The sequence below is a fragment of the Pseudoalteromonas sp. L21 genome (assembly GCF_021728035.1).
GTDB classification, from domain to species: Bacteria; Pseudomonadota; Gammaproteobacteria; order Enterobacterales; family Alteromonadaceae; genus Pseudoalteromonas; species Pseudoalteromonas arabiensis.
In genome coordinates, this window is sequence record NZ_JAKKCV010000005.1 from 245,471 (window position 1) to 269,199 (window position 23,729).

Genomic DNA, 23,729 nt, shown 5'->3' on the forward strand with positions numbered 1-23,729 from the left:
CCTAAATCGACAACTTATCAATACGCTTACCACCAATGAATAAGTTGATGACCGCACGGGTACCAACAATGGCTGTAAACATAGAGGTGATAATACCAATCGCAAGTGTGACTGCAAAACCAGCAATCGGGCCGGTACCCACTGCAAACAGGATCACGGCGGCGATAAGCGTTGTGATATTAGCATCGAAAATGGTGCTAAATGCGCTGTCGTAACCAAAATGAACGGCTTGTTGCGGGCTACGGCCATCAGCAAGTTCTTCACGAATACGTTCAAATATCAGTACGTTAGCATCAACGGCCATACCGACTGTCAGTACAATACCAGCAATACCCGGTAGCGTTAACGCTGCACCTGGAATTAATGACATAACACCCACAATTAGCACTAAGTTAGCACCTAGGGCAATATTAGCGACCATGCCAAAGCCTTTGTAGTAAGCAAGCATAAACACAAGTACAAACGCAAAGCCAAGTGCAACCGCAGTCATACCCGCTTCGATATTCTCTTGACCTAAGCTTGGACCTACTGTGCGCTCTTCAACGATTTGAATTGGCGCAACTAATGCACCGGCACGAAGTAATAAGCTTAAGTTATGCGCTTCAGCAGGGTTATCGATACCAGTAATACGGAATGAACGGTCAAGGCGGGCTTGAATCGTTGCCACGTTAATGACTTCTTCCACTTTAATTGGTGGCAGTGCTTTACCGTTTTCGTCTGTTTTACCTGATGGCTTGTATTCAATGAATACCGTTGCCATGCGTTTACCGATAGCACGCTTAGTGAAGGCATTCATTTTAGCGCCGCCTTTACTATCTAAGCTAATGCTTACTTGAGGACGCTGATATTCATCCATACCTGATTGCGCGCCAGTAATGTGACTACCTTCAAGGATGATGCGTTTTTTCAGCACCACAGGATAACCTTCACGTGCCATAATCACTTCTGTGCCAGGCGGTACACGACCTTGCATAGCGGCACTTGCATCTGCATTTTCGTCTACTTCACGGAATTCTAGTGTTGCTGTTGCACCCAGAATTTCTTTTGCACGGGCAGTATCTTGAACCCCAGGAAGTTGCACGATAATACGCTCAGCACCTTGGCGCTGTACGTTAGGCTCTGCAACACCGATTTGGTTAATACGATTACGAATGATTGTTTCGTTTTGCTTGATAGCGTAGTCACGAATTTCTTTAAGCTTTTGTTCGCTCATGCTCACGTAAAAAGCATTATCACTGCTGCTATCATCAATATAAACATTCAGTGGGTAACGGGTTGATAAGAAACGCTCTGCCGCATCTTTATCTTCTTCGTTACGCATTTCAACCCGGACACGATCGCTATTTGCTACGCGGCGAATGGTGCGATAACGTAGTTTTTCTTCTCGTAAGTCACTTTTAAAATCTTGTTCCATTTGCTCAAGCTGAGTATCAACCGCCGTCGCCATGTCGATTTCCATAGTAAAGTGAACACCACCGCTTAAATCTAGGCCTAGCTTCATTGGGTTACCGCCCAATGCTTTTAACCACTCAGGTTGAGCTGGTGCCATATTGATTGCAGAGATGTAATCTTCACTAAGGGAATCACGCAGTAGGTCTTGCGCTTTTAGTTGCTCTTCAACATTCTTAAAACGAACCAGGATCTGTCCGTCTTCAAGTTTGCTTGATTTAACAGTAACGTTATGTTCTTTGAGGGTCGCATTTACTTTATCGAGTACGCTGAGGTCAGCATCAGTACCTTTAGTGCCTGATACTTGTATGGCCGGATCACGGCCATACAAGTTAGGTGAGGCATATAAAATACCAACGACTAACACAACAAGAACAAGTAAATACTTCCATAATGGAAACTTGTTTAACACGTGTGAGTCCTTATTTTTATTGTTATAGCGACTTCATAGTGCCTTTTGGCAGTACTGAAGAAACAGCTGATTTTTGTACTGTTACTTCAGCTTGATCGTTTAATGAAATCACGATGAAGTCTTTATCATCAGCGATTTTAGTAATCTTACCCACTAAACCACCTTGCGTGAGTACTTCGTCGCCTTTCGCCATTGCGCTCATTAGTGCTTTATGCTCTTTTACACGCTTAGCTTGTGGACGGTAGATTAAGAAATAAAATACCAAACCAAAAATACCTAGCATGATTAGCATTTCCATGCCTCCACCTGCTGGTGCTGCACCTGCCGCACTTGCGTGGGCGTTTGAGATGAATAAACTCATTTCTCTTCCTCTTTAATTTTTCTAAAAATTTAATCTGATGTATCTGCAAGCTCTGGCACTTCTTGGCCGCGGCGTGCATAAAAATCTGCAACAAATTCGTCTAGTTTGCCATTACTGATGGCATTACGTAAGCCTTCCATCACGCGCTGATAATAACGTAAGTTATGAATCGTGTTTAGTCGTGCGCCTAAGATTTCATTACATTTATCAAGATGATGCAAGTATGCACGTGAATAGTTTTTACATGTATGACAATCACACTCAGGATCCAATGGACCGGTGTCTGTTTTATGTACTGCATTACGGATTTTAACAATGCCGCCAGTAACGAATAAGTGGCCGTTACGGGCATTACGCGTAGGCATTACACAATCAAACATGTCGATACCACGGCGAACCGCTTCAACTAAGTCTTCTGGTTTACCAACACCCATTAAGTAACGAGGCTTGTCTTCTGGCATTTTGTAAGCACAGTGATCAAGAATATTGATCATCTCGTTTTTCGGCTCACCGACCGATAAACCACCTAATGCATAACCATCAAAGCCGATTTCTTCTAAGCCTTTTTGTGATTGTGCACGAAGCTCTGGGTACATACCACCTTGGATAATACCAAATAGCGCAGCAGGGTTATCACCATGACCTTCTTTTGAGCGTTTAGCCCAACGAAGTGATAACTCCATCGAATCTTTTGCTTCTTTTTCAGTGGCAGGGTATGGCGTACATTCGTCAAAAATCATCACGATGTCAGAGCCTAAATCGCGCTGAACTTGCATCGCTTTTTCTGGCGAAAGCATGATTTTTTCACCATTCACAGGTGAGCTAAACATCACGCCTTCTTCGGTGATTTTGCGCATTGCGCCTAAGCTGAATACTTGGAAACCGCCTGAGTCAGTTAGGATTGGGCGATCCCAATTCATAAAATCGTGTAAATCACCGTGTTGCTTAATGATTTCTGTGCCTGGGCGTAGCATTAAATGAAAGGTGTTACCTAGGCAGATTTGTGCGCCGGTCTCTTTCACTTCGTCAGGCGTCATACCTTTTACAGTGCCGTAAGTACCTACCGGCATAAATGCGGGTGTTTCTACTACACCACGCTCAAAAATCAAGCGGCCGCGGCGCGCTTTACCGTCAGTGCGGTCTAATTCAAATTTCATATTATCCTCAGTGTCGGAAAAACAGTCCAACAAGCTATAATTTAACCGCTCGATTCTACCCTGTTTGCGGGTTTATTACTATTAATTGGGCTAAATTCGAAAATAAAAAGCCCGCTAGCTAAACTCTTCCCACGATGCAGAATTCAGCGCTTTGCAGAGGCTTCATATCAACACATAACTTAGTAAGAATGGTTAAAAAATAAAAACCCAGTGAAATGCTGGGCTTTTTACGGGGTGATAAGATGACTAACGCTTATTTACGCGTTAAAAACATCGCATCGCCATAGCTAAAGAAGCGATACTGCTCCTTAATAGCCGTATGGTAAGCACCCATAATGTTATCTTGCCCTGCAAAGGCACTCACTAACATAATCAAGGTTGATTCAGGTAAGTGGAAATTTGTCACCATAGCATCAACTACATTGAACTGATAACCAGGGTAGATAAAGATATCGGTATCACCAAAGTAAGTATCTAGTTTGCCGCCATGTACTTTAGCAGCAGATTCTAACGAGCGTACTGAGGTAGTACCTACGGCAATGACGCGACCGCCTTTTGCTTTGGTTTCTGCTACTGCTTTAACCACCTCATCAGGTACTTCGATGTATTCTGAGTGCATTACATGTTCATCAACCGAATCAACACGCACAGGTTGAAATGTCCCTGCACCAACATGCAAAGTAACAAATGCCATATTAATGCCCTTATCTTTTAAGGCCGCCATTAACTTATCATCAAAATGCAGGCCCGCAGTTGGCGCGGCTACGGCACCAGGCTTTTCACCGTAAACGGTTTGGTAGCGTTCACGGTCTGCTTCGTTATCAGGGCGGTCAATGTAGGGGGGTAATGGCATATGACCAATATCGTTTAAGATATCTAACACATTTCCATCTTTGGCAAATTCAAGTTCAAATAGCTCACCATGACGGGCAACCATGGTTGCCTCTGCTTTGCCTTCGAGAATAATTTTAGAACCTGGCTTTGGCGATTTACTCGCACGTACATGAGCCAGTACACGGTGCTCGTCGAGTACACGCTCAACCAACACTTCAAGCTTACCACCTGACTCTTTTTGCCCAAACATACGCGCAGGGATCACTTTGGTGTTATTGAAAACCAATAAGTCATTTTCATTAACAAGCGATAAAATATCGCTAAATACTTTATGCTCTACTTGGCCTGATAGGCCATCAAGCGTGAGTAAACGACTGCTTGTACGGTCCGCTTTCGGAAAACGAGCAATTAATTCATCTGGAAGGTCAAAGCTAAAGTCGGCCACGCGCATAGAGTGTATCTCTTATAAATAAAAACGCGCCAAGTTTACTCTGATACGCTCACTACCTCAAGCAAAGCCAAGTGCATATTGACCTAGGGTAAAAGTCGTGCAATTTTAACAGGCTTATTAGCCATTTTAGGTAAAGTTTGCTTGTAGATTAGACAAAATGTCATTATTCTAACTTATTCATTAAACATGGGTTAAGTTAAGAGGTAGTAGCGCCATGGCAAAGCAGTTAAAACTGCTAATTTTAAACGCTAGCGTTGCAGAACGTGAGACAATTAAGTCAACACTCAATAAACTTAACGTCTTTTCGTTTATTGAAGTAAGCGACTCTCAAGACGCGTTAAAAATCCTCAAAACTCACCCTGTAGATATTATAATTACAGGTCTTGAAGTCGGAAAAATAGACGGTTGGCGCTTCTCTCGCATGATCCGCTCTGGGCTATTAAAAACACCGAAAAACACCCCCATTTTACTTACGCCGCCGATTTATTGTGAGCGTATTGCAGAGACTACAGCTCGCAGCTACGGTATTGATGCTGTATTACCATTTGAACGCCAAGATATGCTGCCACAAGTGTTAGCGAATGTGCTTTCAACTCATTTAGAAAAAAGCAGTCGGCTCAACTTATTACTTCTCGAAACTGATAATAGCAAAGCACATAGCATTACAGAGCAACTTAAGTTGAGCTTTGCAGTGACGCATACAACGTCGACAAAAACAGCACTTGCTACTTATTTACAGCAAAAGTTTGCAATCGTGTTGATTGATGCAACTCAGTCTCAGTCTGATCCTGCTGGCACGTTAATTAGTGAAATTTTGCAGCATAATCCAAAACAGGCGATTGTCACCATCATTGATAACAATGATGCAGATTACGCGGAGCAGTTGTTACTTTCTGGCGTTACTGATTTTATTCGTGCGCCTTATGATCAGTCTTTATTGAGTAAAGTGTGCGACCACGCCGCCCGTCGTGAAGACTTTATGGTGAGTTATGCTGAGTTTGCTCAAAAAGTGGAGCAGTTAAGTCAAAGCCAAAGCCGCTATAAAGAACTGTTTTCAGCTCACCAGCGTATTTTGCTTCACCTTAATACTGTTGTACTTGAATTTGACCAACAAGGGCATATTCGTTTTATAAACCCTGCATGGGAAAGTCTGACTGGCTACGGTATAAAATCGAGCTTAGCGAAGTCGCTTGCAGATTTTTGTCTGCCTCAATGCCAACACAAATTACAAGATACCGTACAAAGCATCTTACATGGCGGTGCGCAACAGCAACAAGTTGAAATACAGCTGAAGCATAAAAATGGCAATGCTATTTGGGTCGAATGTCGTATGCAACTGATTAAAAATAGCCGCAACTCAGCCACGATTACGGCAACGATAGACAATATTCATGAACGCAAACAAGCTGAGTTACAATTACGCCACTTAGCCCTTCACGATACCTTAACTGAGCTGCATAACCGTTACTACTTTGACCAGCAATTACAACGTATTTGCCAAGCTAAATATACCAGTAACGATGCTGAACATGCACTGATATACATCGACCTAGATCACTTTAAAATTATCAATGACAGTAAAGGTCATCAGCAAGGTGATATTGTCCTAAAAGAAGTGGCCCAGTTATTTACAGCCAATATTAGCGAAGAGCACTTAGTCTGCCGTATTGGTGGTGATGAATTTGCAGTCATTTTAAAAAATACAGCCCTACTCGATGCTCACTTAGTCGCAGAAAGCATTTGTATGGCAATTGAAAAACATCAATTTCACTCTGAAGGACAAGTTTACTCAATTAGCTGTTCAATTGGTCTGACGCAGATTACCGCACAAAACAACGACCCAAGCGAATGTCTTAAACAGGCTGATATTGCGCTTTACGTAGCAAAAAGCCTAGGCCGAAATTTAGTCCATTGCTACTCAAAAGAAGACAGTAGCCACAATAATCTGCAAGCTGGTTTAGAGTGGGGACATAGTATTCGCCAAGCGCTACAGCATGATTCAATTGAACTTCATTATCAGCCAATATGGGATTTTAAACGCAACCATGTTGCCTATTTTGAAACTTTATTACGCTTAAAACTTAATGATGAACTGGTTTACCCTAATCAATTTATTCCTGCATTAGAGCTACTTAATGACACTTATTTGATGGATCAGTGCGTCATTAAAAATGCAATTAAAAGTGTTGCCGAGTACCCTGAGCTGAATCAGATCGCTATTAACTTATCGGCGCAATCATTTTTAGATGAGCGCTTATTACCGCATATCGAATCAAGCTTAGAAGAATACAACGTTGAGCCTACGCGTATTATTTTTGAGATCACAGAATCAGCCAGTATTAATAATTTAGCCGCAACCAGAGCAATGATAGAGCGTCTCAATAGTTTAGGTTGCCATTTCTCTATCGATGATTTTGGTACAGGTTTTAGTACGTTTAACTACCTTAAACAACTACCCGCACAGCATGTGAAAATTGATGGATCATTTGTACGTGACATGCTCAACGACCCCATTGATTTAGCGTTAGTGAAAGCAATTAATGATATTAGCCGCTCCCTAGATAAGCGCTCAGTTGCAGAATATGTTGAAAATAAAGAAATATTTTTAGCACTAAAAGAAATAGGCATCGATTACGGGCAAGGTTACTTTATTGCCCGTCCAGTGCCTGTTGAAAAAATTACTAGTGAGCTTGAAAGAATATCTACGGATAAACTTTTTAGCTAACAATTAGCTAGCAAACGCGCACCTAGAATTGATACATTTTTAAACAATTTTATTGGTTTTTTAACTTTCATCCTGATAATACTCATCTATAATTAATTCACACCAACACAAAATGTCACGCTTTTATGGTGATACAACCAAAAAAACATGACATTAATTATTAGATCACACATACTGAAAATAACTTAACATCGTTAAGTTCATGTATTATCGGTATAAAGGAGAAAGTAATGACACAATTAATCGTTTTGTTGCTGATCATTAACCTAGGGATAGCTTATCAATGTTACCGTAATGCAACTTTTAAGGGGTACCCAGTTAAAGTATTCACAAGCTTAGGGCTAGTGCCCTACTTTAATCTGGTTGTATGGGTTTACTTACTCTTCTTACCTAACTTAAAACCTTTTACAATGGATGAAAAGCAGCCACTATAGGCTGCTTTTTGTTGAGAACGTTTTCACCATTTCAAAACTCATACTGGGTTGCGCGATTAAGTAAAGCATCTGCTTTAATATCACCTACCACACATTTTTTAATGTCTGATTTTTTAAACACTTTAATTTGCTCGCCCTTGTGCTCGCTCATGCCACGAATAATAAAACTAACATGCTCATCATTCGGCAGCGTTCTTAATCCACTACCGTAATCACATAAAGTCAATGACAAGCTTTTATCCACCCGCTGTGTAAGCTCTGCCAACTGCTGTTTTTGCTCTGTAATACGTGCTTGTTTTTTTTCCGCTAACTCTTTACGCATTGCTTGTTGCTGTAAAGACAACTTTTGCTGTTGTTTTTCAAGCTCCTTAATTGATGCTTGCAGCTCTTTTTTACGTTTTTCAAGCTCTTGTTCTTTTGCATCTTTATCGTGGCGGCGATCAAATTCAAGGTCACGCTTTTCACGCTCAAGATCACGAATTTCTCGACTAACATCACGCTCTTGCTCTGCGACTTCGCGCACACGCTCTGCACTTTCACGCATCATCTCCATCGCGTGTTGATAGGCTTCTTGCGTTTTTACAACAACGGCATCGCTAATAACTTGTACATGTTCACCTAATACTTCAATTTCGCTGATCTCTTCAAAGTCAATATCAGGCAATGGTGGAAGTGGTGCATCGGGCACGGATGCGAATACACTTGACCAGCGAGAATGGCTTCGCACGTCAAAGCTAAATACCACACCTTGATGCTGTAAATAACTTGCTGAGACATTTCTAACTTTGTTATCTGTATCCTGCTTTAAAGCCGCTGTTAGGATTTTTTCCATGATCCCGACTTCACGCTGAATTCTGTCTAATTCCTCTGTACTTTGGGCAGACACAGGGTTAACTGCTGCTATACCACATAACAATAACACTGCACTGGTTATCATGTTCTTTGACATTTTAATACTCCACATTGTTGGCAACGGTTGGCAATGGCCTGCCGTCCACTTGCTCTGCTAAATCATTCAACTGCATACGCAAATATGCTTGGTCTTGAGCACGCTGCGTTTTGATATACGCAAGCACGCTGGCAATATCTTCTTGACGCTCTATTCGCCCTGTTTTGATTGCTTCTTTGGCTAGTTGATACATATGTTGCTGCTGTACTTGGTTTTGCGCCGTTAAAATATTTTGTAACTGATCAATTTGCTTTTGCTGCGACTCTAACAAATTCGTTTGCTTCGCCACTTGTTCAAGTAACTGCTGATTTCCTTGTTGCGGATTACTCATAAATAGCCAAGCACATAATGCAATTGAGGCAGCCATCGCCCACATCCCTGAACCGAAAAACAGATGCGATTTCTGCACTTTTGGCATGCTGGATTCTCTGTCCCAGTGAGGAACTTTCATCGTTTCATATTCTCGGCTCTGCTGTTGCCACTTAATTGCATTGCTCATCATTAATGCATACTCAGCATTGGCTTGCAGCAATGTAATTTGCTCATCTGTCAGGCTTTCACCTTCTAGCCATGCGGTAAATAATGAATCTAAATTAGCCATCTACGGCCTCCAAATGCACTTTTAACTTGCCCAATGCACTGTATAGTCTTGATTTAACTGTATTAGTCGAAATACCTAATTGCTCAGCTATTTCTTCGAATGTACAGTGCTGAAAAAATTTTAACTCCACAACCAAACGTTGCTCCCAGGGTAAATTGTTCATCATCTCTTTGAGTTCATGATGCTGCTGGTATTGCAATTGATTAGTCTCTAATTCGCTATGCTCACAACTTTCTTCAGGCACACCGTCCAAGCTTTGATGCTGTTTACGGCGGCGATAATATTCAACACTACGGCGATGCACAATTTGATAAAGCCAAGTATTGAAGCTCGATTCACCACGAAAGCTCGGTAAGCTCTTATACACAGAAATAAACACTTCTTGCATCAAGTCCATTGCATCATCAGGATGACTTAACATCCGTAAGCAATAGTTATATACCTGTGTTTCGTGCTGTTTGACTAATTTCAACCACGCCCGTTTATTGCCCTGTTGCGCCTTGGCAATTAATGTTTCAAGTGATTGAAAAAACACACTAGCCTCGTCATCTGATCTGCCTTTAATGGTTTTGTTATTATGTTAGTCGAGGGAAGGGGAAAAATAGTTTGTTTAAGTAATAAAAAAACCCCAAATTTTTTATTTGGGGTTCTTTATTTGGGGTTTTTTATTATTCGTTACATTGACCGTCTAAGCTACATTGCTTATTAAGAAATAACTCCAACTGTTGGCTAAAGAGTCTGAAATCCCTAATGCGACCTGTGGTTTTTCGCCACACAATGCCTATATCTCGATAAGCATCAGCTTGTGAAGGTGTTGCGACCATCTCTTTTTTATCTAAAATGCCTGCGTTAATCGCCATTTGTGGTAAGAAGGTAACACCAAGTTGATGCTCTACCATACTCAGTAAAGTGTGTAAGCTTGCTGCCTCAAATGGGTTGATGCAACTTGAGCGATTTAAATGACACGCACTGAGTGCGTGCCCCGTCATACAGTGCTCACGTTCAAGTAAGAATACACTTGCATCGGGTAACAAGTTAAAATCTTCCACGCCTGCGGCGGGAGTATAATCTTTATGATGCACCAGACTAAAATGATCTTTGGCAAGCACTTGGGTATGAAATTTTTCAGTATCGTACGGCAAGGCGAGCAATGCCATATCAATTTGCCCGTGTTCTAACTTATCGAGTAATTTATCGCTGGTATCCTCAACCAAAATTAACTCTAACTCGGTAAAGGTTTGCTTGCAGAAATGATACAAAGGTGCAGCAATAAAACTGGCAATGGTAGGAATAACCCCTAATGTCAACGTGCCACTCAAGGGGGTTAAAAAGCTTTTAGTTAGCTCTTTTAAGCTCAGAGTATCATCAATGATTTTACGTGCTTTCTCGACGACCTCTTCACCGATTACTGTAAACATTAAACTGCGATTTTCTCGCTCAATTAACTGGCAACCTAGGGTTTCCTCTAAGTTTTGAATTGCACTACTTAATGTTGATTGGCCAATAAAACACGCGCTCGCAGCACGGCCAAAATGCTGATATTGATGGACTGCTAGTAAATACTGTAGTTGTTTAATACTTGGTAAGTTATTCATACTCTTTTTTACTACCTGCAAATAAAAAGACCCCAATACCTAGGGCATTGAGATCTTTTCAAGCTAAAAGTCTGTTAGTACTTTTTTATACCCCAAAGGCAGTTCTCAGTACGTAGAAAATAACAATAGCAAGGGCTGCGCCAACTGGCAATGTAATTACCCAAGAAACTACAATGTTTCTTACCACACCCATGTTAAGTGCCGCAATACCACGCGCCATACCAACACCTAATACCGCACCAACCAGTGTTTGCGTCGTCGAGATAGGCAAACCCGTACCTGAAGCGATAACAACTGTAGAAGCAGCAGCAAGTTCAGCAGCAAAACCACGGCTTGGTGTTAAGTGAGTAATACCTTCACCAATTGTTTTAATTACTTTCTTACCTAAAATAGCAAGACCAGCAACAATACCTAAGCCGCCTAGCGGTAGAATCCACCACGCAATCGATGCTTTCTTAGCAATTTCGCCATTGTGCTCAACAATGTTTACAACGGCAGCAAGTGGACCAATCGCGTTAGCTACGTCGTTTGAACCATGTGCGAATGCCATACAGCATGCTGTTAGTACCATCAGTACTGCGAACACTTTCTCAACATTGTTGAACTGCATTTTTTTATCCGCTTTAGGGTCGATTTTAAGACGCGAAATAGCAATCTTGCCGATAATACCAACCACGACCGCAATAGCGATTGAAAGGGCATAACCTTCAACTGAACCTAGGTTAATACCAATGTGCTTCAAGCCTTTCTTGATTGTCACAAGTGACATAATGAAGCCCGCAAGACCCATGTATACGGGCACATAACGTTTGGCATTTTTAAGTGGTGCATCGGTATCAAAGATGAGCTTTTGCGCACTCATGAAAATCAAGTATGCAATAAAGCCGGAAATTGCAGGCGTGACAATCCAGCTACCGACAATGCCCATCACCTTATTCCACTGAATTGCTTCGCTGCCTACCGCAACAAGCGCAAAGCCTATAATAGCACCGATAATTGAGTGAGTAGTCGACACCGGCCAGCCAAGGAAAGAGGCTATTAATAACCAACTACCAGCAGCAAATAATGCGGCTATCATACCAAGGATCATAAGCTCAGGTATGTCTGTAAATGGCGCAGCGTCGATGATACCTTTACGAATGGTAGATGTTACCTCACCACCGGCAAGATAAGCACCAGCGAATTCAAACACCATGGCAATGATGATTGCTTGTTTGATAGTAAGTGCTTTTGAACCTACTGATGTACCCATCGCATTAGCTACATCATTCGCGCCAATACCATAAGCCATGAAGAAACCGACTGCTGCGGCAATTAAAACTAAAAACGTGCCGTAATTTGCAATGATATCCATTGTGTGAAACCTTTAATTTTTCGTATTTGAACTGATTTTAAATTATCGAGCTAACATCAGCTCAAGACGAGAACCTACGCGCTCAGCAATATCAGCTAAGTCGCCAACCCATTCAATGATCTTGTATAAGAACATCGCATCAATAGGGTTAAGTTCATTTTCGATGGCGCGCAATTGACGGCGTATTTTAATTTGCATGTCATCCGTGTCTTGTTCAATTGCGTCCAACTCAACGAGCATTTTTTCAACTAAAGTAACTTCACGGCCTTTAAAGCCTGTTTCTAATAGCTCATCTAGCTCATTAATTGCTTTTGATGCCTGTTTAGTTGCATCAACACAGCGAACAACATAAGCAAGGAAATCTTCTTGAATTTCAGCAGGAATAGTCATTTCTCGACCAACGACACGCCCTGCAATATCTTTCGCTTTATTCGCTATTTTGTCTTGTTGAGTAACAAGTTCAAGTAAATCGGTACGCTCGACTGGCATAAATAAGCCACGCGGTAGTTGAAGGCGAATATCACGTTTCATGTCATCCGCTTCACGCTCTAAATTACGAATGTTTAGACGGATTTCTTCCGCTTCTTGCCACTCTTCTTTAAAAACGTGATTAAAGAAAGGTATCAAGGCCTTACTTGCTTGATGTACTTTCTTAATGTGATCTTCCATAGGCTTAATAGGAGATTTAGCAAATACCCCTAAAAATGCATTTGTAGGCATAACTGACCCTTTAATAAATTAGTATGCTTTGGCAGGTTCGAATTTTACAGCATTGTGTTCGATTGTGAACGCTTTTTCTGCCTTACATAACCAATAATAGACAAAGCGGCCACTGGGCCGCTCGGTTAAATATTGAAAAGTAGCGGATAATTTACAGCGACTTTTCTATATCCTCTTGAGATGTATGACGAATATCTTTGCCGTTAACAAAATAGATAATGTATTCAGCAATGTTTTGACAACGATCGCCAATACGCTCTAAAGAACGTACAGACCATACTAAATCCATAATTTTTGGGATTGAGCGTGGGTCTTCCATCATATATGTCATAATTTGACGTGTAATAGCTTCATATTCACGGTCAACTTTGGCGTCTTCTTTGTGTACTTCAAACGCACATTGCACATCCATACGGGCAAATGCATCAAGTACATCATGAAGCATTTTTGAGACTAAACGACCCATATTTTCAATATTCACTAATAAGTCTTGCTGGTCTTTAGTGAATGAATCTAAAGCGACTTTTGCAATCCGTTCTGCTTCATCACCAATGCGTTCTAAATCAGCAATGGTTTTAGCAATGGCAATGACTAAGCGTAAATCACTGGCGGCTGGCTGACGACGAGCAATAATACGCGTGCACTCTTCATCAATGTTCACTTCCATCGCATTAACTTTATAGTCATTCTCACGCACTTTTTGCGCAAGTTCCGCATCACCATTGCTTACTGCATCCAATGCACTATTTAGTTGCTGCTCAACTAGACCACCCATGTTTAAAACATGGTTGCGCACATTCTCAAGCTCTTGATTAAAGCGACCTGAAATGTGTTTATTAATGTTATGTTCCATTGTCTACCTCTCTAAATTCGTTGACGTTCACTAAGCTAGGCAGTTGCTAGCCGTAACGGCCAGTGATGTAGTCTTCAGTTTTCTTCTTAGTTGGCGTCGTGAATAACGTGTTGGTATCTGAATACTCAATCAGCTCACCCATGTACATAAACGCTGTCTGATCAGATACACGTGCAGCTTGTTGCATGTTATGAGTAACAATAACAACGGTAAACTTGCTCTTTAAATCATTAATTAGCTCTTCGATCACTAACGTCGAAATTGGATCAAGTGCCGATGTTGGCTCGTCCAGCAGAAGTACTTCAGGTTCAATAGCGATTGAGCGAGCAATAACTAGACGTTGTTGCTGACCACCAGACAAACCAAATGCACTATCGTGTAAACGGTCTTTCACTTCGTCCCACAACGCTGCGCCGCGCAAAGATTGTTCAACCACTTCGTCCAATTTACGCTTTTCTTTGATACCTTGTAAGCGTAGGCCATAAACAACATTTTCGTAGATTGATTTTGGAAATGGATTCGGACGTTGGAAAACCATTCCGACATTTCTACGAAGCGCTGCAACATCTACGTTTTTATCATAGATATTGTGGCCTTGAAGCAAAATTTCGCCTTCGATACGACAGCTATCAACCAAATCATTCATTCGGTTGATACAACGTAAAAGTGTTGATTTACCACAACCTGATGGTCCGATAAACGCGGTTACCTGACCTTTCGGAATATTCATATTTACGCCACTTAGCGCTTGCTTATCACCGTAGTATAGATCTAAGTTTTTAATCTCTAATGCTTTTTGTTCAGCCGTTAGATTATCTAAATCTAGTTTTGCCGCGCTTTTTGCTTGGTTTACCTGTGGTGCAACTGTAATCATCTCTGTCTACCTATAAAAATTCTGTATTAATGCTCAAGAGCTCTAAACTTTTCGCGTAAATGGTTACGAATACCAATCGCAGTGATATTCAGGGCGATAATTACTGATACCAGTAAGAATGCCGTCGCATATACCAGCGGACGTGCCGCTTCTACGTTAGGGCTTTGGAAACCAACATCATAAATGTGGAAACCTAAGTGCATAAATTTTCTATCTAAATGTACGTATGGGAAGTTACCGTCAAGGGGTAATGTTGGTGCCATCTTCACAACACCTACCAGCATGAGTGGTGCTACTTCGCCGGCCGCACGTGCAACCGCTAAGATTAAACCTGTCATAATCGCAGGGCTCGCCATTGGAATGATGATACGCCAAAGCGTCTCTGCTTTAGTTGCGCCAAGAGCCAATGAGCCGTGTCGTACTGTACTAGGAATACGTGATAAACCTTCTTCTGTTGAAACAATAACAACAGGTAACGTTAAAATCGCTAAGGTTAATGCAGACCAAATTACACCCGGTGTACCAAATACAGGGCTTGGCGATGACTCTGGGTAAAATAGTTGGTCAATACTGCCACCTAACATGTATACGAAGAAGCCTAGACCAAACACACCGTAAACAATTGATGGTACACCCGCAAGGTTGATTACCGCGATACGGATCATCTTAGTTACTGCATTTTTCGCAGCGTATTCGTGTAAATAAATGGCAGCAACAACGCCAAATGGCGTCACAATAACAGCCATTAATAGTACCATAAAAACAGTACCGAAAATGGCAGGGAATACACCCCCTTCCGTGTTCGCTTCACGAGGGTCATCCGATACAAACTTACCTAGTTGCGCAAAGTAATGACCCAACTTAGCAAAGAAACCCATGTCATTCGGGAACCATACATCAAGCACCTGATAAAGAGGTAAAGTCACCACTTCACCACGCATGTCTTTAACTGTGACCTGATCACGCTTTGCTTCTTTACGTAGTGCAAATAATTGCTTTTCAAGTTCTGAATACTCAGCACGAAGTTCAGCACGTGCTTGTGCAAGCTCAGCGACACGCTCATCGGTAAGTTCATTATCAAGCTGGTATGCTTTTTCTTTTAAACGTAAACGCTCAAGTTCATAGTTAATGTGACCAATGTCGCCATTTTGTAGATCCAGTGCTTGGTCATTTAACTCAACTGCACGCTCCACAAGCTCATAAAGTACTTCAACTTTATTTTCAGTAATCACTTCACCATCTTTAAAAACCTGCTCTACATAACCGTAAAAATTACCATTTTTACTGCGTTCAAATACCGCTAATGCAGCAGGTGCAGTACGCGATTGAATATCCGTTTCCAATACCCAACGGAAATCCAGATCAACGTACTCACGGTTACCGGTTTTAATTAATAATCGCTCTAACTCGTCTTTTTCGTAATGAGATAAATCAACGCCCGTCGCTTCAATACGAGATTTTGGAACAAGTTCACGGTCATAAATTTCACCAATTACCGTTTGCTTGGCTACAGAACCCTGTAACTCAAGCTGCACAACTTCTGATGGCCAGAAAAAGCTTAAGCCTTTCCAAGCAATCATGGCTAATAAGCCAAGAACCGAGATTAAACTGATGCTTACCGCACCGCCGGTCATCCAAATCCAAGGAGAACCAGACTTAAACCACTGCTTTACCATGTCGTGTCTCTCCACCTACATTGAACTATATTTATCACGCAGCTGCTGACGTACAAACTCAGCCACTGTGTTGAAAATAAATGTGAATATGAATAATACAAACGCTGCTAAGAATAGGATTCGATAGTGCGAACTACCTACCTCAGATTCTGGCATTTCAACCGCTATGTTCGCTGCAAGGGTTCTCATCCCTTGGAAAATACTCCAATCCATAATTGGTGTATTACCTGTAGCCATCAGTACAATCATGGTCTCGCCTACCGCACGACCAAGTCCCATCATCACCGCCGAGAAAATACCAGGGCTTGCTGTTAATAACACAACACGAACAAGGGTTTGCCATTGCGTTGCACCTAATGCTAATGAACCGTTTGATAAGTGCTTAGGCACACTGAATACGGCATCTTCAGCGATAGAGAAAATAGTCGGAATGACAGCAAAGCCCATTGCGATCCCCACAACAAGTGAATTTCGTTGGTCGAATGTCATGCCTAATTCGTTAGTCAGAAATTGACGTACATTACCATCAAACATCCAAAGTTCGATTGTGCCGCTCATAGCAAATGATAACCAACCAATGAATAACACTACTGGAATCAATAAAATAGAGTGTGAACCTTCTGGAATGCGATGACGAATTGAGTTCGGTAACTTATTCCAACCAAAAGCAGTTAATAAAATCCCTAATGGTAAAAGAATTAATAAACCGATAATCGCTGGTAAGTGTTCTTCAATTAATGGTGCTAACCAAAGACCGGCTAAGAAACCAAGAATTACCGTTGGTAGTGCTTCCATGATTTCAACCGTCGGCTTAACCACTTTACGTAGTTCGCTCGACATAAAGTAGGCTGTGTAAATTGCCGCAGAAAGCGCAATTGGCACGGCAAACAGCATGGCGTATAACGCTGCCTTAATTGTACCAAATGAAATGGGTACCAATGAGAACTTAGACTCAAAGTCATCACTTGCAGAGGTCGACTGCCAAATATAACCAGGCTCAGGATAGCCTTCGTACCATACTTCTTGCCATAGTGCAGACCAAGTCACTTCAGGGTGTTCATTGTGGATTTCGACAACTTTTAATGCATCATCCGCTAAAATAAGCGCAGCATTTGAGCGTGGTGCAATTGCAAAGTTTTGAATTGGGCCATCACTGACTTTACCTTGCCACAGTTTTGCATCACTTGTGGTGTAATAAATACCTAACTCACCGTTAGCACCTGCGGTGAAGAAAGTACGACGATAAAATTCAGTGAAAATATTTAACTTAGATTGTTTACTGGTTTCAAAAGCACGAATCTTTTTAAATTCACGGCCATCTTCTGTATTTACTTCAAACCACTGTGAGACTTCGCCATTATCATTAGCAAGCATTAACGAGTTAGCACCAGCTAACAACTGAGTTGAAACAAGATTTGCGTTCTCTTCGTTTGCAGCAAGCAATTGGATTTGCTCAACCTCTGAAGGATAACGCGTATCGTAAACATAAATTTGATTTGCAGAACGAACGAATGTACGCGTTGTATCTGGCGAAATTAATAGCTCATCAACACGTCCTTCAATATCAAGCTCAGTGCGTTCAACAACCCACTCAACTTCGCCAGTGAACATATTTTCTTCACCCACAAAGCTGCTAAATAAAACGCGCTTGTCTGCAGTTAAAGCAACAACTGCGGTTTTATCTTCATAATGGCTAAATGCAAATTTAGTAATCGCTGCACCTTGGTCATCAACCTCAAGCGCCATATCACCCAACGGGTAATCTAAACGCGGTGTTAACTGGCGCTGATTATTCGGAAATGTGACTAGAAACTTTGGCGCAACAACAACCACAGAGCCATTTTCAAGACCGTAAGCGTATTGACCTTGAAACGGCGCTGAACTTGCAAAACTGCTCACATCGCTTGGTAATTCTGTATTAAGAGTGGTGATCTTCTTACCAAAGTGGTCTTTTTCAATATTATAAAAGTCCACATTACCTGTTTCACCTAATAAGAAAGCAACTTCGGTTTGCTCCTCCATGCCCACCCCTACAACTTGAGATGCATTCGTTAGCTTCACACTATTGCGTGTTTCCACTTTTGCTGACTCAAAAATAGGCTGAACAACATAAAGAAGGTAAAAGAAAATAAGTAACAGCGCTATCAGCACCATTACACCGCCTGCGGAAATACCCCATTTGGCAAACCTGTCTTTAAATAGACGGCTTCTATCCGTATGAAAGGTCGGTTTACTCGGATTGGAAGTCATCAAAACACCCTTAAATCTTAACGTTGGGCGGATTATATTTCACCAAGATGACAGTATTGTTACAAACGTCATAATTGAGTGTAATAAACAACTTTATTTGGGGAGTTAACATCTTATTAAAGTTTGACTTAAATCGTGTCGTTAGAAAGTTCAATTTCTTTAACTAAGATTTTGTTATAACTAATCTTTTATAACTATATGAAAAAAATTGGACAAATACTCAAACAGCATCAATACTCAATATGACTTATTTTTCAATAATAAGAATCATTTTAACCAAAGCCTCCCTCCTTTTTCATTTTTTCAGAGGCATTTTATAGAGATTTAAGCATGAAGCAGTTAGTAATCACCATACTTGGTCCCGATAAACCGGGGCTCGTTGAAGATATTTCGGCCACAATTTTAAGCCATCACGGCAATTGGCTATCGAGTAATTTAAGTCATTTAGCAGGTCACTTTGCAGGCATTATCGAAGCTGCTGTACCAGAGGAACATTTACAAGAACTACAAGATGCTTTGCATGGCTTGCCGCACTTAGAAGTGCGAATAGAGCGTGGTTCAGATATTCTTCCAGAGGTCTCAACGGAGCAAATTAATTTCGTAATAACAGGCAACGATAGACCAGGAATCGTACAAGAACTCGCCAGTGTAATACGCCATAAAGGCGCAAATATTACACATCTGAACTCAAAACAGCAGAGCGCACCTAACTGGGGAGTCCCTATTTTTAGTGCTGTTGCAACGGTAGCATTGCCTGTAGGCATGAATAAAGATGAAGTAATAACAGCGCTTGAGTCAATTACCACTGACTTGATTGTTGATATTGAGGATGCTTAAACCAAGTACCACTTCTACAACTTAAGTGAGATTAAGCGTGTCACAAAACTGACACGCTTGTCATACTTGTGTCATCTGTATCCTCTATCTTTTATTTTAATAATAGATGTTTGAGAAATCAGATGAATGCCACCCCTTCCTCATCACCAGCAATGAGCTATTTCGCCAAAGAACTGAGCTGGCTATCTTTTAATGAGCGTGTGCTACAAGAAGCAAAAGATAAATCCAACCCAATTATTGAACGCATGCGCTTTTTAGGCATTTATTCAAATAACATGGATGAGTTTTTCAGAGTACGTGTTGCGGATGTGAAACGGCGAATTTTACTTAATAAAATTCCTGATGCGAACTTTGAAGAAGATGAGATTTTACTTCATCAGATCCAAAGCAAAGTGCTACAGCTTGGCAAAAAGTTTAATCAAATTCATAAAGATATTTTAAATGATTTAAATGAGCACAATATTCACGTTGAACTTCCTGAAACACTATCTGAATTTCACGTAACTTGGCTGAAAAAGTTTTTCCACGACAATGTGCTGCAGCATATCTTGCCGATTTTGCTCTCTGAAAAGAAAGACTACTCAGACCAAATCAACGACACCATGACCTATTTGTTTGTCGAAATGACTAACCAAAAGAGTCATTACGCGATGCTAGAAGTTCCCACTGATCGTGTGTCTCGCTTTGTTATTTTGCCACCTGAGAAAACACGCCGCCATAAAACCATTGTGATGCTGGATGACATTATCGCTTATTTTATTCGCGACGTGTTTAGCAGCTTTTTTAGTTTTGATGATATTCAATGCTACGCCATAAAACTAACCCGCGATGCTGAATACAACTTAGATGATGAGCTTGAAGAAGGTTTACTCGACAAAATGTCGAAAGGCCTGAAACAACGAATTTCTGCCGAGCCTGTGCGCCTTGTTTATGACGAAAGTATGCCTGATGAAATGCTTAAAGTGATGAAAAAGCGCCTTAACATAAGCCAACATGATGCGCTGATCCCAGGTGGTCGATATCGTAACTTCCGTGATTTTATTGCCTTTCCTAATGTTGGCCGTCAGTATTTAGAAAACAAGCCCCTACCCGTATTACAAAGTACTGCTTTTAATAATCACTCGAGTGTGTTTGATGCCATCTCAGAGCAAGATATTTTACTGTATTACCCCTATCACACCTTTAATCATTTACTTGAGTTTGTGCGCCAAGCAGCCTTTGATCCAGATGTTACACAGATTAAGGTCAACATTTATCGTGTAGCCAGCCAGTCACGCCTTGTTTCTACGCTAATAAATGCAGCAAAAAACGGTAAACACGTCACAGTAATGGTAGAGCTTAAGGCGCGCTTTGATGAGCAAAATAATATCGAATGGGCGAAAACCCTCAGTAATGCAGGTATTAAAGTTATCTTCGGTATTCCAGCTTTAAAAGTACACAGCAAATTGTGCGTCATTCATCGCAAAGAAAAACATAGCATCGTTAAATACGCGCACATTGGTACGGGTAACTTCCATGAAAAAACCGCAAAGATTTATACCGACTTTAGCTTGTTTACTAAGCATGAAGGTATAGCAGAAGAATCTGACAGCGTATTTAGATTTATTGAAAGTAGTTACAAACCATTCCAATTCGATCACTTGATGATTTCACCTGTCAATGCCAGAGAAACAATCACCTCATTGATCAATAAAGAAATAACTCATGCTGAGCAGGGTAAGACTGGCCGAATTACAGTAAAAATAAATAACCTTGTCGATAAAGAGCTCGTTGATCATCTTTATTTCGCGGCAAGGCGTGGGGTAAAGATACGCATTATTGTACGTGGCATGTGCTCTTTAGTTCCGTCATCACTTAGCGGCAATGATAATATTCGTATTATCAGTATTGTAGACCGCTTCTTAGAGCACCCTCGAGTAATGGTGTTTCACAATAATGGTAAGGAGAAAGTCTATATTTCCTCAGCCGATTGGATGACCCGTAACCTCGACCACCGTGTGGAAGTCGCCACACCTATTTATGATACAAAATTAAAGCAGCTCATTATTGATATTCTTGAATTACAGTTTAAAGATAGAACTAAAGCGCGCGTAATCGATAGCGAGCAAAAAAATAGTTATGTACGGCGTGGCAATCGTAAGAAAATTCGTTCACAAATAGCTATTTATGACCACCTTAAAAAATGGGAAAGTAACTATAATAATGAATGATTACCCCTCTATTGCTGCCGTTGACTTAGGCTCAAACAGCTTTCATTTAGTGGTGGCAAGAGAGGTCGACGGCTCTTTGCAAGTCTTACAAAAAGAAAAGCAGCGCGTTTATTTAGCTGATGGCTTGGATGATAAAAACCATTTAAACCAAGCAGCTATTGAGCGTGCACTGGCAATTTTGAAACAATTCGCAGCCACTTTACAGGACTTTCCACTTGAGAATGTCAAAGTAGCCGCCACTTACACATTACGCCGCGCTAAAAATATTCATTCGTTCTTAACTCAAGCTAGTAAAGTGTTCCCTTACCCGATTGAAGTAATATCAGGGCAAGAAGAGGCACGCTTGATTTATCAAGGTGTCGCACATTACATCCATCACGATGAAAACCGCTTAGTTATTGACATAGGCGGCGGTAGTACCGAGCTTATCATTGGTAAACACTTCGAACACACTTTACTTGCTAGCCGCAACATGGGCTGTGTTAACTACACTAAGCAGTTTTTTTCAGACGGGCAAATTACCGCTAAACGCTTTGCCAAAGCTGAGGTTCGTGCCGAACAAGAACTTGAAGTGATCTTTGCTAACTACTTATCGGCTGGCTGGCAATCGGTGGTTGGCACATCGGGCACAATCAAATCAATCCTTGCTATGATCAATGCTAATGACGCAGCACAACAGCAAATTACGTTAGGAAGATTACTCGAATTGAAAACCCAGTTTATTGCTGCAAAACACATTCAAGCGCTGCAAATTGATGGTCTCACAGCTGAGCGACAAATCAGTATTTGTGGTGGTTTAGCAATATTAATCGCGGTATTCAGGCTATTTAAAATAAACACAATGCAATACAGCGAATTTTCTCTTCGTGAAGGCTTACTTCATGAAATGCAGCAAAAGCTCGCCCATAAAGATATTCGCACGAATACCATAGCGAACCTATCTGAGCGTAATGCCATAGATAAAGAACACGCTAATCGCGTATCGATAACCGCAAAATGGCTGTTTGAACAAGTCAAAGAAGCTTGGCAACTTACTGACTTTGACTATATAAACTTACTAGATTGGGCTGCACAACTACATGAAATTGGCTTGGGGGTTAATTCATCAGGGCTACATAAACACAGTGCCTACATCGTAGCGAATAGTCAGTTGCCGGGCTTTACGCAGCAGCAGCAAACTCTACTAAGTTGTATGATCCGTTTTTACCGTAAAAAAATTCGTTTAGAAGAGTTCCCAACACTACACACCATGCAACACTATGAAATATTACAGCTCATTGTGATTTTGCGCTTAGCAGTGCTACTGAATCAAAAGCGCATTACCGATCAAGGTTTTAAACTTGAAGTAGCAGCCAAGCAAAATAGCATGTTCTTAAAGTTCCACACAAATTGGCTTAAAGAACATACCTTGCTATTGGCTGACTTACAACAAGAGCAAAAATACCTTAAAAAGGTCGGCTTTTTACTCGATTTTCATTAAATATATACCCATATGACGGTTAGAACTTTACATATCCATGTGACGGTTAGAACTTTGCATCATTTGTTTTAAACCTTGCTGTTCCAGCTCAAGTAAACGCTCAAGCTTCTCAATCGTTTCAGAGGTTTCAGCGCGAGATACTAAATATTCATATAGATCAATAACCTTCTGGTGTTGTGAAGTTAAGTAGACTTGAATAGCTTTTTCATCTATTTGCTGATCAGTGCTAATATCTTTGAAAGTAATAAGTTCAGGATTTTCAGCAAAATACTCGTAGCAATACGTATCTAGGGTGTTTATTTCAGTAATCGCTTTAAAGCCAACCAAGTCTTCGGCAAGCTTTTTCTCATATTGCAGATAATAATCCACCAGCATTTGATTATGCTCGTCTAATAAATCTTTAACACTGTGAAAGTTCGCTGCCATCTGGGTGTGAAACATCACAGTCCAATCATAAACTTGTTGTATTGTTTTAACTTGCATGTGCATTCCTTACTAAAATCAATT

General features: G+C 41.0%; 20 protein-coding genes. 5 read left to right on the forward strand and 15 right to left on the reverse strand.

Going from position 1 to position 23,729, the window contains the following annotated elements:
- Position 1 precedes the first annotated feature (1 nt).
- From secD to queA, 4 genes are all read right to left on the reverse strand, one after another.
- Positions 2 to 1,861: a protein translocase subunit SecD gene (secD, locus tag L3V41_RS15595; RefSeq protein ID WP_193988192.1), complete on the reverse strand. Its 1,860-nt coding sequence runs from the start codon at positions 1,859 to 1,861 to the stop codon at positions 2 to 4.
- Positions 1,862 to 1,883: 22 nt separating this feature from the next.
- Positions 1,884 to 2,222: a preprotein translocase subunit YajC gene (gene yajC / locus L3V41_RS15600; protein ID WP_062567230.1), complete on the reverse strand. Its 339-nt coding sequence runs from the start codon at positions 2,220 to 2,222 to the stop codon at positions 1,884 to 1,886.
- 29 nt (positions 2,223 to 2,251) lie between these two features.
- Positions 2,252 to 3,379, reverse strand: coding sequence for a tRNA guanosine(34) transglycosylase Tgt (gene tgt / locus L3V41_RS15605; protein ID WP_062567229.1), 1,128 nt, complete (start codon positions 3,377 to 3,379; stop codon positions 2,252 to 2,254).
- Positions 3,380 to 3,632: 253 nt separating this feature from the next.
- Entirely contained in the window at positions 3,633 to 4,664 is a 1,032-nt protein-coding gene (gene queA / locus L3V41_RS15610) for a tRNA preQ1(34) S-adenosylmethionine ribosyltransferase-isomerase QueA (protein WP_237128059.1), read from the reverse strand.
- Positions 4,665 to 4,878: 214 nt separating this feature from the next.
- Between queA and L3V41_RS15615 the strand changes: the two genes are divergently transcribed.
- Together L3V41_RS15615 and L3V41_RS15620 are read left to right on the forward strand one after the other, a co-directional pair.
- A complete protein-coding gene (locus L3V41_RS15615) occupies positions 4,879 to 7,389 on the forward strand; it encodes an EAL domain-containing protein (RefSeq protein ID WP_062567227.1) in 2,511 nt (836 codons plus the stop codon).
- A 230-nt stretch (positions 7,390 to 7,619) separates the two neighbouring features.
- On the forward strand, positions 7,620 to 7,823 hold the full coding sequence (locus L3V41_RS15620) for a hypothetical protein (protein WP_062567226.1): 204 nt from the start codon (positions 7,620 to 7,622) through the stop codon (positions 7,821 to 7,823).
- 31 nt (positions 7,824 to 7,854) lie between these two features.
- On the opposite strand, the gene L3V41_RS15625 is transcribed toward L3V41_RS15620, so the two are convergent.
- The 10 genes from L3V41_RS15625 to L3V41_RS15670 all read right to left on the reverse strand — a co-directional run bounded on the left by L3V41_RS15625 (position 7,855) and on the right by L3V41_RS15670 (position 18,695).
- Entirely contained in the window at positions 7,855 to 8,772 is a 918-nt protein-coding gene (locus L3V41_RS15625; protein WP_237114733.1) for a hypothetical protein, read from the reverse strand.
- A 1-nt stretch (position 8,773) separates the two neighbouring features.
- A complete protein-coding gene (locus L3V41_RS15630) occupies positions 8,774 to 9,373 on the reverse strand; it encodes a hypothetical protein (RefSeq protein ID WP_062567224.1) in 600 nt (199 codons plus the stop codon).
- On the reverse strand, positions 9,366 to 9,908 hold the full coding sequence (locus L3V41_RS15635) for an RNA polymerase sigma factor (protein WP_237128060.1): 543 nt from the start codon (positions 9,906 to 9,908) through the stop codon (positions 9,366 to 9,368). Before L3V41_RS15635 ends, L3V41_RS15630 begins: the two co-directional genes overlap by 8 nt.
- 133 nt (positions 9,909 to 10,041) lie before the next feature.
- Entirely contained in the window at positions 10,042 to 10,968 is a 927-nt protein-coding gene (locus L3V41_RS15640) for a hydrogen peroxide-inducible genes activator (RefSeq protein WP_062567222.1), read from the reverse strand.
- 85 nt (positions 10,969 to 11,053) lie between these two features.
- Entirely contained in the window at positions 11,054 to 12,322 is a 1,269-nt protein-coding gene (locus L3V41_RS15645) for an inorganic phosphate transporter (RefSeq protein WP_062567221.1), read from the reverse strand.
- A 42-nt stretch (positions 12,323 to 12,364) separates the two neighbouring features.
- The gene (locus tag L3V41_RS15650) at positions 12,365 to 13,042 is read right to left on the reverse strand and encodes a TIGR00153 family protein (protein ID WP_062567220.1); all 678 of its coding nucleotides are present in this window, start codon (positions 13,040 to 13,042) and stop codon (positions 12,365 to 12,367) included.
- A gap of 151 nt (positions 13,043 to 13,193) precedes the next feature.
- Complete coding sequence (phoU, locus tag L3V41_RS15655) at positions 13,194 to 13,895, reverse strand: phosphate signaling complex protein PhoU (protein WP_062567219.1); 702 nt, start codon at positions 13,893 to 13,895, stop codon at positions 13,194 to 13,196.
- A gap of 46 nt (positions 13,896 to 13,941) precedes the next feature.
- Entirely contained in the window at positions 13,942 to 14,769 is an 828-nt protein-coding gene (pstB, locus tag L3V41_RS15660) for a phosphate ABC transporter ATP-binding protein PstB (RefSeq protein ID WP_062567218.1), read from the reverse strand.
- A gap of 26 nt (positions 14,770 to 14,795) precedes the next feature.
- Positions 14,796 to 16,445, reverse strand: a complete 1,650-nt coding sequence (gene pstA / locus L3V41_RS15665) for a phosphate ABC transporter permease PstA (RefSeq protein ID WP_130151575.1) — start codon at positions 16,443 to 16,445, stop codon at positions 14,796 to 14,798.
- Positions 16,446 to 16,460: 15 nt separating this feature from the next.
- Positions 16,461 to 18,695, reverse strand: a complete 2,235-nt coding sequence (locus L3V41_RS15670) for an ABC transporter permease subunit (RefSeq protein ID WP_193988189.1) — start codon at positions 18,693 to 18,695, stop codon at positions 16,461 to 16,463.
- Positions 18,696 to 19,025: 330 nt separating this feature from the next.
- On the opposite strand from L3V41_RS15670, the gene L3V41_RS15675 reads away from it, so the two are divergent.
- The 3 genes from L3V41_RS15675 to ppx all read left to right on the forward strand — a co-directional run bounded on the left by L3V41_RS15675 (position 19,026) and on the right by ppx (position 23,222).
- Entirely contained in the window at positions 19,026 to 19,532 is a 507-nt protein-coding gene (locus L3V41_RS15675) for an ACT domain-containing protein (protein ID WP_062567215.1), read from the forward strand.
- Positions 19,533 to 19,654: 122 nt separating this feature from the next.
- Positions 19,655 to 21,742 carry a polyphosphate kinase 1 gene (ppk1, locus tag L3V41_RS15680; RefSeq protein ID WP_237128061.1) on the forward strand — a complete coding sequence of 696 codons (2,088 nt, stop codon included), beginning with the start codon at positions 19,655 to 19,657 and terminating at the stop codon, positions 21,740 to 21,742.
- The gene (gene ppx / locus L3V41_RS15685) at positions 21,735 to 23,222 is read left to right on the forward strand and encodes an exopolyphosphatase (protein ID WP_237128062.1); all 1,488 of its coding nucleotides are present in this window, start codon (positions 21,735 to 21,737) and stop codon (positions 23,220 to 23,222) included. The genes ppk1 and ppx overlap by 8 nt, the downstream gene beginning before the upstream one ends.
- Before the next feature lie 27 nt (positions 23,223 to 23,249).
- On the opposite strand, the gene L3V41_RS15690 is transcribed toward ppx, so the two are convergent.
- A complete protein-coding gene (locus L3V41_RS15690; RefSeq protein WP_062567212.1) occupies positions 23,250 to 23,705 on the reverse strand; it encodes a hypothetical protein in 456 nt (151 codons plus the stop codon).
- Positions 23,706 to 23,729 lie beyond the last annotated feature (24 nt).